This is a genomic window from Massilia polaris (assembly GCF_012927275.1).
In the GTDB taxonomy this organism is placed as follows: Bacteria; Pseudomonadota; Gammaproteobacteria; order Burkholderiales; family Burkholderiaceae_D; genus Telluria_A; species Telluria_A polaris.
The window spans coordinates 60361-78305 of the sequence record NZ_JABBGG010000001.1; the positions used below are offsets into that span (position 1 = coordinate 60361).

15 protein-coding genes and 1 tRNA gene are annotated in these 17945 nt (G+C 59.9%); 11 read left to right on the forward strand and 5 right to left on the reverse strand.

The features are described from left to right. The first annotated feature begins 1 nt into the window (after position 1). From hflK to HHL21_RS00290, 5 genes are all read left to right on the forward strand, one after another. Positions 2–1279 (forward strand): FtsH protease activity modulator HflK, encoded by a 1278-nt coding sequence (gene hflK, locus HHL21_RS00270; RefSeq protein ID WP_169463287.1) that lies wholly within the window; start codon positions 2–4, stop codon positions 1277–1279. Continuing rightward, entirely contained in the window at positions 1279–2151 is an 873-nt protein-coding gene (gene hflC, locus HHL21_RS00275) for a protease modulator HflC (protein ID WP_169463288.1), read from the forward strand. Before hflK ends, hflC begins: the two co-directional genes overlap by 1 nt. 188 nt (positions 2152–2339) lie before the next feature. Further along, entirely contained in the window at positions 2340–3494 is a 1155-nt protein-coding gene (locus HHL21_RS00280; RefSeq protein ID WP_169463289.1) for an ATP phosphoribosyltransferase regulatory subunit, read from the forward strand. A 5-nt stretch (positions 3495–3499) separates the two neighbouring features. After that, positions 3500–4813, forward strand: a complete 1314-nt coding sequence (locus HHL21_RS00285) for an adenylosuccinate synthase (protein WP_169463290.1) — start codon at positions 3500–3502, stop codon at positions 4811–4813. 20 nt (positions 4814–4833) lie between these two features. After that, on the forward strand, positions 4834–5379 hold the full coding sequence (locus HHL21_RS00290) for a phosphoribosyltransferase (RefSeq protein WP_169463291.1): 546 nt from the start codon (positions 4834–4836) through the stop codon (positions 5377–5379). Positions 5380–5468: 89 nt separating this feature from the next. Here the strand turns inward: HHL21_RS00290 and HHL21_RS00295 are convergent, their stop codons facing one another. From HHL21_RS00295 to HHL21_RS00310, 4 genes are read right to left on the reverse strand one after another with little or no spacing between them, the layout of a single operon-like run. Next, positions 5469–5729, reverse strand: coding sequence for a PAAR domain-containing protein (locus HHL21_RS00295; RefSeq protein ID WP_169463292.1), 261 nt, complete (start codon positions 5727–5729; stop codon positions 5469–5471). A gap of 13 nt (positions 5730–5742) precedes the next feature. Further along, positions 5743–7065, reverse strand: a complete 1323-nt coding sequence (locus HHL21_RS00300; RefSeq protein WP_169463293.1) for a T6SS immunity protein Tli4 family protein — start codon at positions 7063–7065, stop codon at positions 5743–5745. Further along, a complete protein-coding gene (locus HHL21_RS00305; protein WP_229495732.1) occupies positions 7062–8810 on the reverse strand; it encodes an esterase/lipase family protein in 1749 nt (582 codons plus the stop codon). The genes HHL21_RS00300 and HHL21_RS00305 overlap by 4 nt, the downstream gene beginning before the upstream one ends. A 33-nt stretch (positions 8811–8843) precedes the next feature. Then, positions 8844–11588 carry a type VI secretion system Vgr family protein gene (locus HHL21_RS00310; RefSeq protein WP_169463294.1) on the reverse strand — a complete coding sequence of 915 codons (2745 nt, stop codon included), beginning with the start codon at positions 11586–11588 and terminating at the stop codon, positions 8844–8846. 140 nt (positions 11589–11728) lie between these two features. On the opposite strand from HHL21_RS00310, the gene HHL21_RS00315 reads away from it, so the two are divergent. From HHL21_RS00315 to HHL21_RS00325, 4 genes are read left to right on the forward strand one after another with little or no spacing between them, the layout of a single operon-like run. Then, entirely contained in the window at positions 11729–12325 is a 597-nt protein-coding gene (locus HHL21_RS00315; protein WP_169463295.1) for a MarC family protein, read from the forward strand. A gap of 14 nt (positions 12326–12339) precedes the next feature. Then, positions 12340–13023 carry an ion channel gene (locus HHL21_RS00320; RefSeq protein ID WP_169463296.1) on the forward strand — a complete coding sequence of 228 codons (684 nt, stop codon included), beginning with the start codon at positions 12340–12342 and terminating at the stop codon, positions 13021–13023. A gap of 33 nt (positions 13024–13056) precedes the next feature. Further along, the gene (locus tag HHL21_RS22075; protein ID WP_370659644.1) at positions 13057–13221 is read left to right on the forward strand and encodes a hypothetical protein; all 165 of its coding nucleotides are present in this window, start codon (positions 13057–13059) and stop codon (positions 13219–13221) included. Between the two features lie 34 nt (positions 13222–13255). Beyond that, positions 13256–13885 carry an FUSC family protein gene (locus tag HHL21_RS00325; protein WP_370659645.1) on the forward strand — a complete coding sequence of 210 codons (630 nt, stop codon included), beginning with the start codon at positions 13256–13258 and terminating at the stop codon, positions 13883–13885. Between the two features lie 438 nt (positions 13886–14323). On the opposite strand, the gene uvrB is transcribed toward HHL21_RS00325, so the two are convergent. Beyond that, positions 14324–16411 carry an excinuclease ABC subunit UvrB gene (gene uvrB, locus HHL21_RS00330; RefSeq protein WP_169463297.1) on the reverse strand — a complete coding sequence of 696 codons (2088 nt, stop codon included), beginning with the start codon at positions 16409–16411 and terminating at the stop codon, positions 14324–14326. Between the two features lie 96 nt (positions 16412–16507). Between uvrB and HHL21_RS00335 the strand changes: the two genes are divergently transcribed. Next, positions 16508–17722, forward strand: a complete 1215-nt coding sequence (locus tag HHL21_RS00335) for an amino acid aminotransferase (RefSeq protein WP_169463298.1) — start codon at positions 16508–16510, stop codon at positions 17720–17722. A gap of 126 nt (positions 17723–17848) precedes the next feature. Continuing rightward, positions 17849–17924: transfer RNA gene (locus tag HHL21_RS00340), tRNA-Asn, on the forward strand. Positions 17925–17945 lie beyond the last annotated feature (21 nt).

Here is a 17945-nt window from a genome sequence, read left to right on the forward strand (position 1 = left end):
CATGCTTGTCTCACTCCTTAAACGCGTCGGCATCAAGCTGACGTTGAACGACCCGCGCTGGGGCCGCAAGCCCGAAGGCGACAACAAAGCGCAGGAAGGCAAGCGCCCAGGCGAAGGCCCTCCCGACCTCGAACAAATGTGGCGCGACTTCAATGCGCGCCTGAACCGCCTGTTCGGCCAGAAGAACAAGGGCGGCGGGGACGGCGGCGGTCCGGGCTACGGCGGCGAAATGAAAGGCGCAGGCGCTACTGCCGGCGTCGTCGCTGCCATCATCCTCTTCATCTGGCTGGCCAGCGGCGCCTTCATCGTGCAGGAAGGCCAGGCCGGCGTGGTCACCACCTTCGGTAAGCTGAGCCGCACCACCGGCGCCGGCTTCAACTGGCGCTGGCCGTATCCGTTCCAGGCCCACGAGACGGTCAACGTCTCGCAGGTGCGCACCGCCGAAATCGGCTACCGTTCGAACGTCAAGAACAAGCGTCCGCAGGAAGCGCTGATGCTGACCGACGACGAGAACATCATCGACATCCAGTTCGCGGTGCAGTACACGCTGAAGAACCCGGTCGACTGGCTGTTTAACAACCGCGACCAGGACGAGACCGTGCGCCAGGTCGCCGAAACGTCGATCCGCGAAGTGGTCGGCAAGAGCAAGATGGACTTCGTCCTGTACGAAGGCCGCGAGAAGGTCGCCAACGACGTCCAGATGCTGATGCAGACGATCGTCGACCGCTACGCGCTGGGCGCCGTCATCACCAACGTGACGATGCAGGGCGTGCAGCCGCCGGAGCAGGTACAAAGCTCCTTCGACGACGCCGTCAAGGCAGGGCAGGACCGCGAGCGCGCCAAGAACGAAGGCCAGGCCTACGCCAACGACGTGATCCCGCGCGCCCGTGGTAACGCATCGCGCCTGCTGCAGGAAGCCGAAGCGTACCGTTCGATGGTGACCGAGAACGCGACCGGTAACGCCTCGCGCTTCAACCAGGTGCTGGTCGAATACCAGAAGGCGCCCGGCGTGACCCGCGACCGCCTCTACCTCGACACCATGCAGCAGATCTTCACCAGCGCAAGCAAGGTGATGGTCGACGCCAAGTCGAACAGCAACCTGCTGTACCTCCCGCTCGACAAGCTGATCGCGCAAAGCGCGGCCAACGCTGCGGCGGTGGGCAGCAAGTCCGGCCCGGTAACGATGCCGGTGCCTGCGGAAGCCGCGGCCCCGATTGACCAGGTAATCCAGCGCGACAGCCGTAGTCGCGAGTCTTCACGTGATCGGGAGAGCCGTTAATGAATCGCCTTGTAACCATTTTTGTCGCGGGCTTCATTGGCTTGATGATCCTGTCGTCGACCGTGTTCGTGGTCGACCAGCGCCGCTTCGCGATCGTGTTCGCACTGGGTGAAGTACGTGAAGTGATCAGCGAGCCGGGCCTGCACTTCAAGCTGCCGCCGCCGTTCCAGAACGTGCTGTACCTGGACAAGCGCATCCTGACGCTCGACACGCCTGACGCCGACCGCTTCATCACGGCCGAGAAGAAGAACATCCTGGTGGACGCCTTCATCAAATGGCGCATCACCGAGCCGCGCCTGTACTACGTCAGCTTCGGCGGCGACGAGACCCGTGCGCGCGACCGCATGTCGCAGATCGTCAAGGCGGCGCTGAACGATGAAATCACCAAGCGCACCGTGCGCGAAGTGATCTCCGGCGAGCGCGGCAAGGTCATGCAGTCGATCCAGTCCAAGGTTGTGGCAGAGGCCAAGCAGATCGGCGTGCAGATCGTCGATGTGCGCCTCAAGCGCGTCGATTACGTCGAGCAGATCAACAATTCGGTGTACGAGCGCATGAAGGCCGAGCGTGCCCGCGTGGCGAATGAACTGCGTTCGACCGGCCAGGCAGATTCGGAAAAGATCCGCGCCGACGCCGACCGCCAGCGCACCGTGATCCTCGCTGAAGCGTTCCGCGAAGCCGAGAAGATCAAGGGTGAGGGCGACGCCAAGGCATCGCAGATTTACGCTGAGGCTTTCGGCAAGAACCCCGAGTTCTACAAGTTCTACCGCTCGCTCGAAGCGTACCGCGCCAGCTTCAAGGACCGTAACGACGTGATGGTCATCGACTCGAATTCGGAGTTCTTCAAGTACTTCCGTAATCCGGGCACCAAGTAATACCAGCGACCTCGTTCCCGCGTTCGCGGGAACGAGGTTTCGGCTGCTACAGTGAGCAGCGGCTTTGCCCGTTTTCTCCCGCGTTACGTCCAATTTCGGGTAAAATTACCGATTCGGCGCTAATTTTGCGCGCGCCCCGTGCTGCGCGTTGTTCGTCTTTTAATAAACTCCCAGACTTGTCCCTGCTCATGCCGAATTGGCTTTTGCCTGAAAACATTGCCGACGTCTTGCCGTCCGAAGCGCGCAAGATCGAGGAGCTGCGTCGCCTGATGCTCGATAATTTCCGCCTGTACGGATACGAGCTCGTGATGCCGCCGCTGCTCGAGTACGTCGAGTCGCTGCTGACTGGCGCGGGCAAGGACACTGAACAGCGCACTTACAAGCTGATCGACCCGATGTCGGGCCGCATGCTGGGACTGCGTCCGGACATGACGACGCAAGTGGCGCGCATCGACGCCCACCTGCTGAACCGCGATTCGGTGACGCGCCTGTGCTATGCCGGCAGCGTGCTGCACACGCATCCGTCCGGCCTGCACGCGACGCGCGAGCCGCTGCAGATCGGCGCCGAGATCTACGGCCATGCCGGACTCGAAGCGGACGCCGAGATCCAGGAACTGGCGCTGGCGTCGCTGGCCATGGCCGGCTTCCCTGAAGTGCGCCTCGACATGTCGCACGTCGGCGTGCTGCGCGCGATCATCGCGGAAGACGCGGCGGCCAGCAAGGACGAAGCGGCGCTGTCGGCGCTGCTGCGCGCGAAAGACTGCCCGGGCCTGGCCGAACGCACCGCGAACTACAGCGAAGCCACCCGCGCCGCGTTGATGGCGCTGCCGAACCTGTATGGCGACATCGACGTGCTGGCGCGTGCGCGCGACGTGCTGCCTGCGCTGCCGGGCGTGACCCGCGCGCTGGCCGAACTGGCGGCGCTGGCCGGCAGTGCGATAGGCCGCGCCGAAGTCGCGATCGACCTGGCCGACCTGCGCGGCTACCAATACGAAAGCGGCGCGATGTTCGCGCTGTATGTTCCCGGCCTGCCTAACGCGGTTGCGCGCGGCGGCCGTTACGACCATGTCGGCGAAGCGTTTGGCCGGGCCCGTCCCGCCACCGGCTTCTCGCTCGACCTGCGCGAACTGGCGCGGCTGCTGCCGACCGCCGAGCGCAAACACTCCATCCGCGCGCCGTGGGGCAATGCCCCTGAGCTGCGCGAACAAATCGCTCAACTGCGCAAGGCAGGCGAGGTTGTGATCCAGAGCATGCCGGGTCATGACAATGAGCAGGACGAGTTCGAGTGCGATCGCGTACTCGTCCTCGAAGACAGTAACTGGATTCTCAAAAACTTAGGTTAAGTGTGATGTCAAAGAAAAACGTGGCAAAGAATGTCGTTGTCATCGGTACCCAGTGGGGCGATGAGGGCAAAGGTAAGATCGTCGACTGGTTGACGGACAACGCGCAAGGTGTGGTGCGCTTCCAGGGCGGCCACAATGCGGGCCATACGCTCGTCATCCAGGGCCAGAAGACCGCGCTCCAGCTGATCCCATCGGGCATCATGCGCGCAGGCGTGGCCTGCTACATCGGCAACGGCGTGGTGGTGTCGGTACCTGACGTGATGCGCGAGATCGACAAGCTGCAGGCTGCGGGCGTCGAAGTCGCCTCGCGCCTGATGATCTCGGAAGCATGCCCTGCAATCCTGCCGTACCACATCGCCATCGACGTTGCGCGCGAAGCGGCGCGCGGCGTGAACAAGATCGGCACGACCGGCAAGGGCATCGGCCCAGCGTATGAAGACAAAGTGGCGCGCCGTGCGATCCGCATCGCCGACATGCTCAACGAAGAGCGCTTCGCCGAAAAGCTGCGCGAGAACCTCGACTTCCATAACTTCGTGCTGACGAACTACCTGAAGGCCGACGCAGTCGACTTCCAGAAGACCTTCGACGACGCGATGGCATTGGTACCGCGCCTGCGCCCGATGGTCGGCGACGTATCGTCCGCGCTGTACGCCGCGCACAAGGCCGGCGGCAACCTGCTGTTCGAAGGCGCACAGGGCTCGCTGCTCGACGTCGACCACGGCACCTACCCGTTCGTCACCTCGTCGAACTGCGTGGCTGGTAACGCCGCCGCAGGCGCTGGTGTCGGCCCAGGCATGCTGCACTACATCCTCGGCATCACCAAGGCATACACGACGCGGGTCGGCTCCGGCCCGTTCCCGTCGGAGCTGGCAACCGACGCAGGCGTCGGCGAGCACCTGTCGCGCATCGGCCACGAGTTCGGCACCGTGACTGGCCGTGCACGCCGCTGCGGATGGTTCGACGCCGCGCTGCTGCGCCGCTCGGTCCAGATCAACGGCGTGTCGGGCATGTGCCTGACCAAGTTGGACGTGCTGGACGGCCTCGAGACGCTCAAGCTGTGCACCGGCTACACCATCGACGGCCGCGCTGTCGACATCTTCCCGGTTGGCGCTGAAGATGCGGCACGCTGCGTGCCGGTGTACGAAGAGATGCCGGGTTGGACCGAGAGCACGGTAGGCGCCAAGTCGCTGGCCGAACTGCCGGCCGCCGCACGCGCCTACATCAAGCGCATCGAAGAGCTGGTTGGCGTACCGGTCGACATGGTGTCGACTGGCCCTGACCGCGTCGAGACGATCGTGCTGCGTCACCCGTTCGAATAATAATTAGAAGAGGAGCTTTCATGACAACCCCACCATCGACCGATAAGGACCTCTGGGTATCCTGGGACGAGTACCACCGCCTGATCGAGCGCCTGGCGCTCAAGGTGCATGAATCGGGCTGGAAGTTCGACCAGGTGCTGTGCCTGGCGCGCGGCGGCGTTCGTCCGGGCGACGTGTTCTCGCGCATCTTCGACGTGCCGCTGGCGATCCTGTCGACCAGCTCGTACCGTGAAGAAGCCGGCACCGTCCGCGGCGACCTCGACATCGCCAAGTACATGACGATGACCAAGGGCCCGCTGAAGGGCAAGATCCTGCTGGTCGACGATTTGGCCGACTCGGGCGTCACGCTGGACAAGGTCAACAAGCACCTGAAAGAAAATTTCAGCGAAGTCACCGAGGTGAAGTCCGCTGTCATCTGGGTGAAAGGCACCTCGTCGATCCGTCCGGATTACTTCCTGGAAGACCTGCCGCACAACCCGTGGATCCACCAGCCGTTCGAAGACTACGACGGCCTGCGCCCGCACCAGCTGTCGGCGTGGCTGAAGAAGTTCGACAAGCAGGCGTAAGCTGCCGGGTTGAAAAATAGAGCCGGAGTGTTCGTCGCGATGCGAGGGGCACTCTGGCTTTTTTACGTCGGTCGGAAGCTTGAGCGCGACTAACCGCACTGGTAGGTTGTGACGGTCGACTTTAGAGTGGCACCACAACTTGTTTTATGTCCATCATAGGCGACCGGGATGTCATCGATGGTGTGATGCGGATCGCCTTCGATGATCGTGCCGATGCCGTGAACCGGACAAGAACACTTGTCGCCGACACGGGCGACAGGGATGCCGCCAACGGTGAAATGGGTTGCCGATACACTGATGACAGTACCGCCGTGAGTGGTTGGGTCGTTCAACCGTACGATGTTATGCATGACCAGTCTCACATCAAAGCGGAAGTTTGCCGGCGTTTCCGTGGCTTACAAAATTCCAAACAGTCGTCGTCTTCCCGTTTGGGCGCTCCCCTTTCAGTTTTTGCCAAAGGCTGGGATTCTCCGCAACAACGATATAAGGCAGCGGTTCGCCCTCGCTGAAATGTCGTAGCTTGCCCCCCTCGACATTCCTCTCGCTGAAACATTCCCACCAGCCGGTCTTCGGGCACAAGGCACCCGTCACCGCGCGGCTTTCCAACGGCACGCTTGCCGGATCTGGCCTGCTGACAGGCTTGCCGCCTGTCGGGCGTACGCGAATCGAATTGGTAAGTTTGTCCCACAGCGCCACCGCTTCTTGATCAGTTAGGCTGGGCTTTACCGCACCTTTGCGGCGATCACTTGCCCCCGTATCCATTTGCATACTTATACGCGGCTGGAGCGAATCGTTCGGCGCACCCATGCTGATAAAGTGGAATTCATGAGATTCATTTTCCTTCTCTTGCGCGGGCTTTGATGCGAGCGCCTCGGTGCCTTGCCAAGAGCCAATCTGCCGCGGAGCGCGGCGGAGGAATTTCACACGGGAATACCAAGTTCCCCCATCTTTCTCTGCGGATTTCAAGCGTGTTTCCAAGTCACTCCGTGTAGGGATGTACTTCCCGTTCTTCACAACTTCTATCGAAAAATGAACGTCGGCAAATTCGTTAAGTCGAATACCCAACGAAATCCTTTCAAATTCTGGCTTGTATCCAACAAAGCCGCCCTCAATGCATGTGCCGATTTCAGTCGGAATTTCATCCGGTTTGCGCAGCCGAAGCGTTTTCGCGACCTTATTTAACGTTGCGATTCGTTCCTCTAGAGGTTCAGCATAACCGAGATACTGGACATACAGATCCGCGCCGATGGGTATGAAGGAATAAATGGAATACGCTATTCGTTCGGGCGATCCAAATACAAGCTTCTGCCCGGGTATGGCACCGTCGACTACCGTGCCGAATAATGGAAAATTAACGACGTCTTCCTTCGAAAGGAATTTACGGTCTTCCTCTACGTCGACGAGTTGCCGTTTAATGTGATCATCGATATTGTTACTTTCACCTGGAAAATATCGAGTATGGGCATCTACCGAGGTCGGCCCGAACACCAGCGCTGCGGTAGTAGGGACATCGACGGTAAACTGCCCGAAACACGCGGTCTTTGTGCTACTGAATATTGCTTGTAACCGGGGCGTCGGCTCAGTCATATTTGGCCTCTTCATTGATTGCGAGGAGCTATCGCAGGCGACCAGCATTGCCGCGAACGCTGTAACAAAGAATTTTCCGGATCGAATCAAGGAAGTCATCGTTTAGCCCATTCCATGTTTTGGGCGATCCGTACCAGGCTATATAAAGTTGACTGTAAGGCGCGCTCGTCCTTATAACTATCCTGGTGCTCGTACCCCGATTGACGGAAAATGCCTTTGAACTTACCGCTGTGCAATTGATGTTCTGCTGAGTGAAGTGGAACCGTCTGATCACCGGGATCACTGGGAGCTTGCATCGTGACGCTGAATGGAGCTGTGCATTCGAATTCGGCTGGGGAATTGTTGACGCGCAGTTTCCCCTGTTCATCATCGATTTCGATCCGCAGTGTTTCGATATCTAATACCTTTGCTTTCGCGTCAATTTCCCAGACCACTTGATGCCATGCCGACCTATTTGGGTCGGCACCATAATGCGCAAAGCTCAGCGGATGGTAGGTAGTCTGTATTTCATTGTGAAATGCCTTTGCCTTATCCAAAAGCTCGCAAGTTTTTTGAAAAGTTGGGCCATCCTCAATTTGAGCAGGGTTGAGCCATTCCTCTCGTAACAACGAATACCATTTGCCTTGTACTTTATATATTTCCCGATATGGGTCGCCTTTTTTTGGTAGGCTCAAAAGCGTTTTACTTCCATGCGTTACCCTAAGCCAGTGATCGCCGTATGCCTGACTCGGAAGCAATTCTAAGCCCCCTTGCGCATTGCCGAGTACAGCCGTGACCTCGGGGCCAAAGTTGCCGAGCACTTTTGCTGTGACGCTTGTGATAGGAGACATGCTATTAATGCCTGGATCTTCAAATCCACAACGCATCCGTTTATAGGCGGCCCCAGCGCCAGTAGCTGGCATGACTCCATGCACAACTCCCAAAACTTGGTCTTTTAAATTCCCGATGTTCGGATGGATCAAAGCCCGTGCGACCAGTCCCCCCATTGAATCGGTGACGACAATCACCTTTTCGCATTGAAACCCCTGTTCCTCATAGCGCTTTATTAAAACTCTTATTCGTTCTGCTATGCGGACAGCCGAATCTCGATTGGATTGCAGCCAGTTATATCCCATGGCGTGTACAGGAAACCAACAGTCCTTAACTGCCTGTTGCAGCGTTTTTTCGTCAAGCGGCGCTAGCGGTGGCTGGGCGCTCGCCTGCCAATTCGCAGGAGGGACGTTGACTATGTTCTTCCACCATCTGTTTAGCCTGCCGCGGACGAAGGCGGTATTCAGTCGCTGCTCGCATGTCTCAAGCAATTCTTGATAGCTATCAAAGAACACTTCGCCCCAGCCGCGTTCGCGCGCTTTCTGATCTTTCGTTCGGCGTGATTTAGCGGTGATTGGGTCATCAATCAAGAGCGGAGTATCAATGCCGACGCCGAGGGTGTACCAGAGCTTCACCTCTACGACGTCATGCCGCTCATCGGCGCTTTCATTGGGGGCGCCAGTCGGATTGTTTAGAGGGTCATATTCATCGACTTCCGTCAACCCCGGATCAAGCTGCAACTGGCGCATGGCTGCGTCGCCTTCGAGGAGAATTTTAGACTGAGCAAGGCTATCCGGTCTCCATGCAATATTGTTCTCGCGGCCCATCTGCCGCTGTCGCTCAGGCTTCATCCGCAGGTTGGACCCCATAATTCCCGGCAGGAAAATGATAGGAAGCACGCGCCTCGGCAGAATGCTATGCACTTGTGCGATTTTGTCTTCGGTCGGTGTGACAAATCCCTCAGCCTGCCGGCTACGTTTCAACGAGGGTTGGGTGGGGAGCTTGTAGCCAGGGAAATTCGGTTCGTTCGCCATATGTCCTCCGAGTGATAAGGGGCGTGTCGATCTTCAGCAGTCCGAGTCGAAAATAGCTTCGATGCTGTACCGTCCGAATGGAATCTTCGACTTGAAAATCTCTGTTAATCCTTCAGCATTGGTCGTGCCTTCGATCACCTGTCCATCCTCGAGCGTTGCCCGGTAACGTTGATTTGCCAGTGGCATTGCAGTGTTGTAGTCGATGAGACGTACGCGCTGATCGTGCTTGGCGACGCTTTCCGGCAGGCGCAGGGCCGGCACGCTGCCATCGCCATCGCCAGTGAACGCGACTTTCGTCGACTTAACGGCATACACTCCAGAGCATTGCTGGGTGATCTTGCCGCCGCCGAACGCCGCTTGGGCACCTTGTGTAACAATGGTCAGCTTCGGTGCCTGAATCACAATCTCTTCGGACGCCACAAGCACAATTCGTTTGGCGGATGTGAGCTCAATGTTGTCGTCATGAGCTTGAATCTCTACCTTGCCACTGGCGGCGGTCAACTTGATGCCAAGCTTGTGAGCGAAGAGGCCGATGCTTTGCATCGCATGCATAAGCAGCTTTCGTCCAGTCGATAATTGGGTGTTGCCGATGCTGACGACATCTACGTGGGTCTGTGCGCCAATCGACACGTTCGCCTGACTCCCCAGCAGCATTCCGGCCGGGGCCTCGATCGCGACGACGGGTTGGTTGCCGTCCGCTTCAACTTTTGCGCCATCAGGATTGCCGCCGCTATCCCATCGCTTTACATCGCTTACCAATTGCGACAGCGGCTTGCCGTCCGATGCGTCCATCTTGTGCGTCTCGGCCAGCTCGGCTAGTTGTTTCTGTACGCTGGTCAGTGCTTCAGCCAAGCCGTTCAATCCATCACGCTCCAGAAGGCGGCCCACTGCACGAAGGCGCGCGTCAGCGCTGATCAACACACCTTTGCCGCCCCGTATCGCCACAGCCTGGTCGCTGCGCAGTTCCGCCCCCTCGCCACGAGCGTCCGCCTTGCCGTTGCGCCGCGGCTGGGTGAGGTAGCCAAGATTGAGCTGGCTGTGCCCGTGTTCGCTTTCCAGTTGGGCGCTGATCTGTCCTGGCGTGTCGTCCATTCGAAGCTGGTTGGAGCGCCGCCCTTTCACTTCCTTGCTCATCATTCCGGACAGGTACCTGTCGCCGGGAAGCGTACTGGTATGGCTGAAAGATGGCGGCGCTGTCCTGCCGCCGTGGACGCGGCCGATGATCAACGGCTTATCCGGATCCCCGCCGAGAAAGGCCACCACCACCTCATCCCCAGCGCGGGGAAGGGCGAGCGCGCCATACCGGTCACTGGCCCAGCCGCTCGATACACGCAGCCATGCCGAATCGCGGTCGCTGTCGGATGCGCCGGCCCCGTTCGCGTGTTCATGGTCGTTCGCGCGGCAGGCAGGAAAGCGCACCTTGACCCGGCCAAACTCGTCACAATAGATTTCTTCGTTCTCCGGACCGACCACGGTCGCGGTCTCCAGTTTCGTGCGTGGCAAGTCGATGCGCGGATCATAGGCAGGCACGATCGGCACACTACGCCGCACGCAGGTGAAGCGATTCGTATAGCGCATCCCGCGCTCGGCACTGGCTTGTTCGAGCGCGCCGCCGTCGCGGCCCCAGCGGTTCAGCGCACACAGACGGCGGACACGGTCATCCAGCGTTTTGGGCAGATTGTTCTCCGCCTCGACGCGTAGCTCGGTGACGACGAACTCGCGTTCTTTCACCGGATGCGAGTCGATTTCAGGATGGCCTGACAGGATGTTCCACTGACCGCAGCACATCTGCCGGTCGCTGCCTTCGCCCTGGAAGAATTTGGCCTCGTATTCATGGCGCTGCATGCGCAGCGTGCCAAGGCTGCGGTAGTCGTCCGCATCGTCGCCCGCATGCGGCACGTCCGCCAGATAATCGTCAAGACTCGCCGCGAACTGGTTGCCCAGCGTTCCCTGGTCCTGGATGCTTAACTGTTCGCTTCCCATTGAGCCTGCTTGCGCATAGTCCCAGCTGCGGCGGGTTGCGATGCCGGGCGTCAGTGTTCGCACGGCCTGCCAGGCGGTGATGCTGTCGCGCTGTTCGGTGCCGTCGTCGCGGTGGTAGCGAATGGCGCCTGCCGCGTTTTCCTTCAGCGACATGGCATCGTCGAACAACACCAGCGTGTGAACAGGGGCGTCAGCGCTGCCTCTTTCCGATGCTGCCCCTGGCTGGATGAACCATGCGATGCCGCGTCGCTTCCACAGCCGGCGCAGGAATGCCGCATTGGACTCGTTGTACTGCAGCGTAAATTCGCGCGGCGGATAGCTCTTCAGGTGTGCCAGGTCGAAATTGAATGTGCGCGCAACAACCGGATTTACGTCGCGCCATTCGCGCAGCATGATGTCGGTAATATCCACTTCACTGGCTTGGCGAAAAACCCTTGTATTGCAGGACTTTTCCAAAAGTGAAAGCGCATCGCGCACGACGAGTTGGTAGATTGCCAGGCCCCCATCGCTTTGGCCTTCAACCGCGCTGTCGACGATCCCGCATACCGCACGTAGGCCACCTGAGTCGGTTACGAACTGCAACTCAACGGGGTTAGCGATGAACTGCTTGAGCGGCATTCCGGCCTGGATTGAAACACAGAGCAGGACGTACTCGATGCCGCCGCAGATACGTTCAACCCCGCTCACGTGCCGTACCAGAAGCACATCGTCCTGGACGCCGCTCTCGTTCCAGAGGCGCAACCGGATTGGCCGGTTCGTGCCGGTCAGTTCAATGGACAGCGAATTCAAGTTCATGGTGCGCCTCTCGTGATCATGAGCGTGGCAAAGCACCTAACTTGAACTAACCGTAGTGAAAGGTATTGCGGCGAGTCAAGTTTCCTGTGTCAACGTGATCGTTGGCGTTATCATTCGGTTCCTATTGCCAAGTTCCCATCATGACCCAAAGCTTTTTCCAAACCTTCATCCTGCTCATCCTCGTAACCGACCCGTTCGGCAACGTCCCGCTATTCGCCAGCGCGCTTGCTCCGGTCGAGAAGGCGAGGAGGGCGCGCATTGTCGTGCGCGAGTGCGCCATCGCCTTCGTTGTCCTGCTAATCTTCATGTTCTTTGGCCGTCATTTCCTGAACGCGCTGCATCTGTCCGAAGTGGCGCTGCGCATCGGCGGCGCCGTGATCCTGCTGCTGATCGCGATCCGCATGATCTTCCCGCATCCGGACGGCGTGCTTGGCAAAACCGACGGCGGCGAACCGTTCATCGTACCGCTGGCGATTCCCGCACTGGCGGGACCTTCGGCGCTGGCGACAGTGCTGCTGTTTTCGGCGAACACCATGACGGAGATCGCCGTCAACGTCGCGGCGCTCGCGTTGGTAGGCGTCGTCTGGCTGGCGGTCTTCCTCAGCGCCGAAAAGCTGCAGGAGGCGCTTGGCCCGCAGGTGATGACCGCCTTCGAACGCCTGATGGGCCTGATCCTGACGGCGATGTCAGTCGAAATGCTGTTGGGCGGTATCCGCGAGTTCGTCAAAACGCTTTAACCAATTAACGTGATATGGCCCCAATAAACCTGCTCCATCACACCAAGCGCCACCCATCGGCCATCCTGTTGGTGGTCCAACTGTCGGGCATGCTGCTTTATCCGGTCTTCGAGGCGACCGGGTTCGGGCAGACGGTGTTCAACGCCTTCGGGATTATGATCCTGTCGATGACAGTGCTGATGGTCAGGCGCACGCCTGGCCATGCATGGATCAGCGCGACCATTGCGTTGCCTGTGATCGTCCTGCTGGCGCTGCAGATGCTGTTCGACATGCATGAGCTGCTGGCCTGGTCATCCGGGCTGGAAGCGCTGTTCTACTTCTACGCCGCCGGCAGCATGGTGAGCTATATGATGGAAGACCGCCGCACCACGCCGGACGAGCTCTTCGCCGCTGCCGCGACTTTCACCTTGCTGGCCTGGGCTTTCACGCATTTGTTCATCTTGCTGCAGACTGTCCAGCCGGGTACGTTCGCCGCCGCGGTCAATGCGTCGGACGCGCGCACCTGGACCGAACTGAATTACCTCAGCTTCGCGCTGTTATCCAGTACCGGCATCGGCGACGTGATTCCGTTGACATCGCAGGCGCGCGCCCTCGCCAGCGTCGAGATGCTGGTCGGCCTGATGTACCTTGCCGCAGTGGTGGCGCGGCTGATCGGCTTTAGTGTGTCGTCGCACAGCAAAGGAGAGGGTGGTGGCTAGGCTGAGGAGTTTGTGCGGACCGAGGTCCGGCACATGACGACCATGAACGCCAGCGACCGGATGTGGCAAATGCCACTGGCTGCCGCGCTGGCGTCCGGCTTGCCGCTTCTGATCGGCGCGTATTTCAACCATCTCGCGTACGGCCTCGTTGGCTCGATTGGCGGACTGGGTCGCCTGCCTGACGGCGTTCTTCTATAGCTTGCTCGTTCTCCGGATTCGGGAGCCGGCTGCCGTGAAACCCTTACCCGAGCCGACCTTCGATTTCGTGATCTTCGACTCAATCGTGATTGGCGCGTTTGTCGGGATTGCGCTGGTACTGGCGCATGCGCTCCAGCTGGATAAGCCGTACTGGGTTCCGGTCAGCTGCCTGGCGGTGATCCAGGGCAGTTCGCTTCGGGCGGTGTGGAGCAAACAGCTTCAACGGATCATCGGGACTGTCCTGCCGGACTGGGGGACGGTCACCCTGTTCCTGAATGACGCGTTCGATCCGGACGCGGCGCAGCTGGCCGCGCTGGAGCAACGCGGCGTAAAGGTCGAGCGTACGCGCATGGCGCGCATTGCCGGTAAGGCCGACGTCATCCTGCGCGATGGGCGCAGCTATCCCATGGCGGGGCTGTTCGTCGTTAGCCAGACCCTGGGCAGCCCGCTGGCCGAACAGTTGGGCTGTGTTCTGGAGGAGGGGCCGATGGGCATGTACGTGCGCACCGACGAGCGGAAGGCGAGCACGGTGGCCGGTGTGTTCTGCTGCGGTGACGCGGCGCGCATCGCAGGCAGCGTTGCGTTTGCGGTTGCCGACGGTGCCATGGCTGGCGTGGCGGCGCACCAGTCGCTGGTCTTCGGCGCGGTCGCTGCTGCCGCATGATTGCCGCGTACGTAGATTTTTTGTGCGCCGCACAAAAATGTGTGCTACACTGCGTTCAGTGCTTGGGTTTGTTCACAAATTCGAGCGCGTTCCAGGTTTGCTGCGTGATCTGACAGGTGTAATGTCGTTGAGCCGTGGCTTCAAGAATCAGGAACTTGTAATTCCGGATACGCTAGTCGATTTACACATTGGAGGCACCTTGCAGATAGCATGGGCGTCCAAACTTCCGGGCACCACGCAGATAGCATGGGCTCTGGTTCGCGATTAAATTATTGGTAATACATTGGAACGAAGCCTGCGGATGCAGGCTTTTTTTTCGCCTATACGGGTCCGACGCAGTTGTCGTTCCCGCGCAAGCGGGATCCCATCCTCAAGCTCCCGTACGTGCTATAGATTGCCGCGGGGCCTCCCCGAGGCCTTCGCAGGAAAGACGGTAGCTTACTTGCCCAGTATCGACACGATGTTGTCCGTCCCCGGCGCCCCAAACGCCTGCTGCTTCAACACATGCAGCTGGTCGCGCACCTGCGCCGCCTTCTCGAACTCGAGATTCTTCGCGTGGTCGACCATCAGCTTCTCGAGGCGCTTGATCTCCTTGCTGATCTGCTTCTCGCTCATCGACTCGATCTTCGCGGTTTCCTTTTCCGCGTCGAGCGTTTCGCGTGCCTGCTGCGGGCTGTAGACCCCGTCGATCAGCTCCTTGATCTGCTTCTTGATGCCGCGCGGCGTGATGCCGTTGGCTTCGTTGAAGGCGATCTGCTTGGCGCGCCGGCGCTCGGTCTCGCCGATCGCCAGCTTCATCGAATCGGTGATCTTGTCCGCGTAAAGAATCGCCATGCCGTTGAGGTTACGCGCGGCGCGGCCGATGGTCTGGATCAGGCTTCGCTCCGAACGCAGGAAGCCTTCCTTGTCGGCGTCCAGCACCGCCACCAGCGACACCTCCGGTAAGTCGAGGCCCTCGCGCAGCAGGTTAATCCCGACCAGCACATCGAAGGTGCCAAGGCGCAGATCGCGCAAAATCTCGACCCGTTCCACCGTCTCGATATCGCTGTGCAGGTAGCGCACCTTGATGCCGTGGTCGCCCAGGTATTCGGTCAGCTGCTCCGCCATGCGCTTGGTCAGCGTCGTCACAAGCACGCGCTCGTCCTTGGCGACACGGTCGTTAATCTCGGACATCAGGTCGTCGACCTGGGTGCGCGCGGGCTTCACGATCACCAGCGGATCGACCAGGCCCGTCGGCCGCACCACCTGTTCGACCACGTTATCCGCGTGCGTTTTCTCGTAGTCGGCCGGCGTCGCGGAGACAAAGATCGTCTGCCGCATCTTGCGCTCGAATTCTTCAAACTTGAGCGGACGGTTGTCGAGCGCTGACGGCAGGCGGAAGCCGAAGTCCACCAGGTTGGTCTTGCGCGAACGGTCGCCGTTGTACATCGCGTTCAGCTGCCCGACCAGCACGTGCGACTCGTCGAGGAACATGATGGCGTCCTTCGGCAGGTAGTCGACGAGGGTAGGGGGCGGTTCGCCCGGCATCGCGCCGGACAGGTGGCGCGAGTAGTTCTCGATGCCCTTGGTGAAGCCGATTTCGGCCATCATCTCCAGGTCGAAGCGGGTGCGTTGTTCGAGGCGCTGTTCTTCAATCAGCTTGTTCTCGGAGCGGAAGAACTCGAGCCGGTCGCGCAGTTCGGCCTTGATGCTTTCCACCGCTTTCAGCACGGTCGAACGCTGCGTCACGTAGTGCGAACCCGGATAAACGGTGAAGCGCGGGATCTTCTGGCGCACGCGCCCGGTCAGCGGATCGAACAGCTGCAGCGATTCGATTTCGTCGTCGAACATCTCGACGCGGATCGCCAGCTCGGCGTGCTCCGCCGGGAAGATGTCGATGGTGTCGCCGCGCACGCGGAAGGTGCCGCGCCCGAAGTCGATTTCGTTGCGCGTATACTGCATCTGGATCAGGCGCGCGATGACGTCGCGCTGCGCGACTTTGTCCTTGGCGCGCAAGGTCAAAATCATCTTGTGGTATTCGCTCGGGTTACCGATACCGTAGATGGCCGACACGGTCGCCACGATCACCACGTCGCGCCGTTCCATCAGCGATTTGGTGCACGACAGGCGCATCTGCTCGATATGCTCGTTGATCGACGAGTCCTTTTCGATGAACAGGTCGCGCTGCGGCACGTAGGCTTCCGGTTGATAGTAGTCGTAGTAGCTGACGAAGTATTCGACCGCGTTCTGCGGGAAGAACTCGCGGAACTCGGAATACAGCTGCGCGGCCAGCGTCTTGTTCGGCGCGAACACGATGGCCGGGCGGCCCGCGCGCGCGATGACGTTGGCCATCGTGTAGGTCTTGCCCGAACCGGTCACGCCGAGCAGCGTCTGGAACGACAGGCCATCGTTGATCCCTTCGATCAAACCTTCGATCGCGGTTGGCTGGTCGCCTGCTGGAGCGAATGGCTGGTGCAACTTGAAAGGCGAGTCCGGGAATGTAACGATGGTCGGTTCCGGGGGTGTTGCGACGGATAATTCTGCCATACGATCAGACCTTTGTTAGAATGGGACTCCGCTCGCGACCCAATGAATACAAGGGGCGCTGTCTATACAACCCAGCCGACAATCAAGTTTACCACGATGACTTCACCAGCTTCCGCCAGTATCTTCAGCGCCATCGCCATGGCCCCGCGCGACCCTATCCTGGGTATCACCGAGGCGTTCAATGCCGACACCAACCCGCGAAAAATCAACCTGGGCGTAGGCGTCTATTATGACGATAATGGCAAAGTACCGCTGCTGCAGTGCGTACACAAGGCGGAAGTGCTGCTTGCGGAGCAGCTGGCGCCGCGCACCTATTTGCCGATCGAGGGGCTGGCCGCGTACGACAAGGCGGTTCAGGAGCTGGTATTTGGTGCCGACAGCGCGATTATTCAAGAGAAGCGTGCGGTCACCGTGCAAGCCATCGGCGGCACCGGCGCACTGAAGATCGGCGCCGACTTCCTCGAGCGCTTCGCGCCGGGTGCGCAGGTCTACATCAGCGACCCAAGCTGGGAGAACCACCGCGCGCTGTTCGAAACCGCCGGCTTCACCGTCAATAACTACACCTACTACGATCCGGCTACCCGCGGCGTGAACTTCACCGGCATGATGGCGTCGCTGCACGCGATGCCGCGCGGCTCGGTGGTCGTGCTGCACGCATGCTGCCACAACCCGACCGGCGCCGACCTCACCGCCGGCCAGTGGGGCGATGTGATCAAGGCGGTCACCGAAGGCGGCCTGATTCCTTTCCTCGATATGGCCTACCAGGGCTTCGGCGCGGGCATCGCGCAGGATGGCGCCGTGGTATCGCGTTTTGCCGCTGCCGGCGGTCCGCTGCTGGTGTCGAACTCGTTCTCGAAGTCGTTCTCGCTGTACGGCGAGCGCGTTGGCGCGCTGAGCGTCGTCGCTGCATCGGCCGAAGAAGCTGCGCGCGTGCTGTCGCAGCTGAAGCGCGTGGTGCGCACCAATTATTCGAGCCCGCAGATCCACGGCGCTAAAGTGGTCGCCACCGTGCTGGCCACGCCGGAACTGCGCGCGCTGTGGGAGCAGGAGCTGGAAGCCATGCGCGTGCGTATCCTCGACATGCGCAACCAGTTCGTCGAGAAGCTGAAAGAGAAAGCGCCAGGCCGGGACTTCGAATTCGTGCGTGAGCAGGTTGGCATGTTCTCGTACTCGGGCCTGACCAAGGAGCAGGTCGAGATCCTGCGCAAGGAGCATTCGATTTATGCAGTCGACACCGGCCGCATCTGCGTCGCCGCTTTGAACTCGAAGAATATTGATGTCGTGATTGACGCAATCGCGAAAGTGCTCTAAAATCTTGCTTCTTTCGGATTGTGCGTAAGCACGATTCGATAGGCTTCGGAAAGTACGACGAAGGTTAGCGCAGGAAATGCCAGGCATTGACAGCGCAACTCTCCAAGTACATAATGTTGCCTCTTTTCCCTGATAGCTCAGTTGGTAGAGCGACGGACTGTTAATCCGCAGGTCCCTGGTTCGAGTCCAGGTCGGGGAGCCAGAATTTAGAAGGGCCACGTTG